Below are 4,501 nucleotides of genomic sequence, written 5' to 3'. Positions count from 1 at the left end.
TTTTGAAGACCAAAATGCCGAACGCCCGTTTGTGGTAGGAAGTAACTATAATGGCAAGGAATTTAGCCCTTTCCACAATAAAAACAACGATGTCAAGGCGATACAAACTCGTAGCGGAGTAAAAATCAAAATCGATGATAGTAATGGTAGCCTCTTTTTAGAAGACCCCAGTGGTAACAACATTTATATGGACGGCAAACAGAAGATTAGCTTCAATGGAGCTACTTTAGAGTTCAATGCCCAACGTATTATAATGAATGCCACCGAAAGAACTGAAATAACTACCAACGATTACATCCTCAATGCCCTTAGCAAGATATATGTGTTTAGCTCTTGGTTTAAACAACAAATCAATGGCTTTATGCATCTTTTCAGCAATAGCGCTTTGATAAACACTACAAATGCCATAGACATCGAAGCTAAAGAAGCCAAACTCCTCGGTACAGAAAAATCTATTGTACACTCTGATAATGTAGCAGTTGTAAACAGTTTAGGAACCGCTGAACTCAAAGGAAAACAAGGCAATAAATACACTCAAAAAGCTGAAGAGGTGTCTTCTACTCCAGCTGAAGAAATAGGCCTAGCAGTAGTACATTTTAGACCGTTAGACACTTGGAGAGGAGAGTTTGGGTTTGATTGGTTAAGGGTTAATGATGGAGAATTTACAAAAAAAGAAGATCCTCCTTATCAATATATCATACAGGGAGGATATACTAACTTACCAGATGCTTTTGGGAATCCGAGAGATTTAGACAGAATAGATGCTTACAAGCAGTTAAAAACAGAATATCAAATGCATCCTATAAAAAGACATACCTCTACAAATACTGATAATGAATATTTTGTTCCATATATTTCTTTGTTTTCCAGAGAATATGTCAAAAGCTTACCCAATTTATTAGTAAAGCCAAAGTTTAGAATAAAAGTAAGAGTTTTGGTAGAAATAGAAGAAGATATAGATAGATTAGAATTTGAATATGATAAAGAACTTTTGCATATAAATAAAAATAGACTAAACCACACAAAAAGAGGAACTTTAAAAGATGGTGGAAATATCGTAATTCTTTGCAAAAAAGATTTGGCCAAAGATACAGATATAAAAATATATGCTTATCCAAAAACAAATCCTTCTATTGAAAATAGGAAATTAGCAGGTAGAATAATTGTTATACAAAATGATAAAAGAGTAAGAAAAGAAGAAAAAATTGTTTTAGTAGAGATTAATACTAATATTGATAAAAGGGGGAGAAAAGAAGAAGGTAAATTTTCTAAAAAGGAGAAAATAAATTTATATAATTCCCTATATCAATCTCTTATTATTCCCTCTATAGAAGAAACATCTTTAGATATTTCTGACAATTCTAATTTTCAAGTAGGTGGAAGATATTTTGGAGTTGGGAATACCATTTCACATTCAACTTCTTTACACACTGATTTACCCCTTTTGTTTTTTTCCGGCACAGATGCTTCTGGAAATTTAATTAATAATAGATTTTTAATTGAATGTTATTTTACAATATTTAAGTTTGGTATACCAGAAAGTAGCTTAACCTTGCTTGGTGAAGTAGAAGGTATTGGGATAAGAAATGTTATTATGTTTACTCCTTTAGATGGTGGTGATGATTGCACTTTGAATCACGAAACTTTGCACGGATTAGGATTATGCCATACTCATAGAGATTCAATTCCAATAAAAGGAATTACTGATGATTTAGGTAATGAAATAGGACATAAATATAAATATGTATATCCTTGTGCTATTCCGTTGCCCCCTTTGCATCCAATAGGAAATTCATTAGAATCTACTTCTAACATAATGAGTTATAGAGAAGAAACTTTTTCTTCTTGGCATTGGCAATGGAAAATTATTAACCCTAATATTGGATAAAAATGAAAAAAATAGTTTTGACAATACTATTATTATTAACACAAATAATAAGTTGTAAATCTCAAATAAATAGCAATAATATAAAAAATAACAAAATGGAAATCTTAGACTTAAAAAAATACAATTCTTGGAAAAATGACAATGACCTTTACGATGACAATGAAACACATAAATATCGAAAAAAAGGAGATGAGAGAGTTAAAATATGCTTCTATAAAGATACTATTCAGATAGAAGAAAGTAATATTATACACCCATATACAAATATATATGTGTATAATAGAAATACAAAACTCTTAATCACTTATGTCAAAGAAATTTATATGACAGAAATTATTTATCGTCAATATGACAACATAGGCAAGCTTATTAAAGAAGAGAGTAGTAATAATGATTATAAATTTTCTATAAAAGATTTGATAGAGAAAATCCGTAAAGAATATGAAGTCAATTTAGAAGACAGAAGAGAGGGAGCAACCTTAAATAAACAGCAAGACAAAGAGAAAAATTGGTATTATGAGATACGAATAGATACCAAAGAAAGTCCGTTAGTTAAAAAAATGAAGTACATATTAATTGATGGAGAAACAGGAAAAACTCTTTATGAAACTTTTTACTACCCAAAAGGAAGACGGAAAAGTCTATTTGATGAATATTTAGAAAATAAGAAGAAGTCGAAAGAATATTTTTATAAAAACACTTCTTATAAAACCTTCCAAGGAAAAACCTACACTGAAGAAGAGTGGAAAGCCTTTGAACAAGAGCAATGGGAAAAGTACCAAGCTAACAGAAATCACAAGAGCTTTTGGGATAAACTCTTTGGATAACAACCTTAAAACTAACAGCCTATGGATATCATCACCAATACTGCAGAACTCAGTTGCAATCAAGGTACTGCAACAAGTTGCCTCAATGTTACAAGTCAAGATTTTGTAATTATTGAGGGTAAAGCTATGGCTACAGAGGAAGATAAACAGGCTAATGCCAATATACTGCCTTTTAAGCAATGCAAACTAAAACCTTCTTCTGGTGGTTATTTACCTTGTGTGCCTGCTCCTATTCAATGGGAAGATGCTGCAGAGAAAGACACTATTATGGGATTTTATCGAAACAATGATTTTAATACCGCTTTCCGTCCTGAGAGTCCAGCCGTAATAGAAAGTTTTAAAAATGAGTATAGAAATGTAACAATAGATCGCAATGGCACATCATATAGATATTTTGTGCCTAAACTTATCTTGTATAAGAATGAAAATGAACAAGTAAGAAGTGTTGCAGCTCTTGATATCATATATGATGTGTATGAAGAGCCTAACAACCTCTTTATAGAATATGAAAATGAATATTTTGAGGTTACAGAGCAGGCAGCTGTTACTGTATATGGAGTTTCTACGCATACTTCTCAACAAGTGCCACTCCCTGAGATAGCTTACACACCACCAGAAGGTTATAAAATATTTAAGATCTCCTCAAAATCAGTTGGAAATCATAAAAGCATTACTGTTGAAATAGAGTGCTTAAAGCCTTTTGGAGATTTAAAAGGAAAACAGATAAAAGCGTATGCTCTTACAGAAGGTACTAATGGGCAACCTGCGCAGAAAAAGATAGTAGGCGTCTTGGACGTAATGCCTAATGACAAAGCCAATCGCAAAGTGGTAAAACTGCTAATGGTAAACGTGATTACGGATGCAGACTACAATGGAGTAGCTGAAAAAGGCTATGAAGCTCCAAAGCTGTTAGAACAAAAAAAATACTTACGTAAGTATTTAAGAAACTCTTTGATAGATCCTATATTTAAAAAAGTAGATTTAGATTTGAGTGGTATAACACTTAGAGATCAGTTTAATAGAGCCTATACTCGTAACAACAATTTATTATATAATACTCCTACAGGTCATCAACATTTAAGTACTTATTTAAAGGAAAAGCTTGAAAAAAAGTTAAAAGCTATATTAAAACAAAGGTTAAAAGGAAAAACAGTCAATCTGGAAGCAGAGTATAATAAAAGATATAAGGATTACCTTCCTATATTCTTTTTTGCCCAAGAATTTTTTGAGGATAGCCTAAGTACTACTTCTTATTATAGCTCTAATAAGGCAGTAGTAACTACAAGCCGTATAAAGCCATTTGTGATAACACACGAAGTATACCATAGTTTGGGTTTACCTCATTCATTTGAAAATAAAAATCATATTCCTCAAACTCCTCAAGGAGGAAATAGACAAACACAAAGTAATGGAAAATATTCATTTGAATACCGAATGACCACCAATATTATGGATTACTCAGATCACAGAAATAATCTATTCTATTGGCAAATAAAAATAGTTCGTAGCAAAGCGGCTCCAGAACCTAACAATTATAGACCTGAACAGTTATGAAAAAATTGATCACAATTAGTTGTTTACTATTGGTAAACCTTAGTAATGCACAAAATATTTATGAGTTAAAAAATGATAAAAAAATGGATAAGAACAATCGCCCAACAATAGATAGTGGATTTGATATTCTTCATTTAGAAGAATATAAAGATTATTTAATCACATCTTCATAACTAAAATTCCAGCCCTTATCGTGATCAATGGTTTTGATAAGGGTAGCATTACTATCATA

2 protein-coding genes and 2 pseudogenes are annotated in these 4,501 nt (G+C 31.6%); all 4 read left to right on the top strand.

Going from position 1 to position 4,501, the window contains the following annotated elements:
- Positions 1–1,888 (top strand): annotated as a pseudogene (locus OO775_RS11930) (Rhs element Vgr protein); the annotation flags it as partial.
- A gap of 95 nt (positions 1,889–1,983) precedes the next feature.
- The gene (locus OO775_RS11925) at positions 1,984–2,715 is read left to right on the top strand and encodes a hypothetical protein (RefSeq protein ID WP_264847406.1); all 732 of its coding nucleotides are present in this window, start codon (positions 1,984–1,986) and stop codon (positions 2,713–2,715) included.
- Between the two features lie 21 nt (positions 2,716–2,736).
- Positions 2,737–2,982 (top strand): annotated as a pseudogene (locus OO775_RS11920) (PAAR-like protein); the annotation flags it as partial.
- A 1,283-nt stretch (positions 2,983–4,265) separates the two neighbouring features.
- Positions 4,266–4,442, top strand: a complete 177-nt coding sequence (locus OO775_RS11915) for a hypothetical protein (protein ID WP_264847405.1) — start codon at positions 4,266–4,268, stop codon at positions 4,440–4,442.
- Positions 4,443–4,501: the final 59 nt, after the last annotated feature.

Origin of the sequence: Capnocytophaga catalasegens (assembly GCF_026005215.1) — a bacterium.
Classification (GTDB): domain Bacteria; phylum Bacteroidota; class Bacteroidia; order Flavobacteriales; family Flavobacteriaceae; genus Capnocytophaga; species Capnocytophaga catalasegens.
The sequence above is the reverse complement of the archived record's forward strand: the minus strand, read 5'-3'. Positions and strand labels throughout refer to the sequence as shown.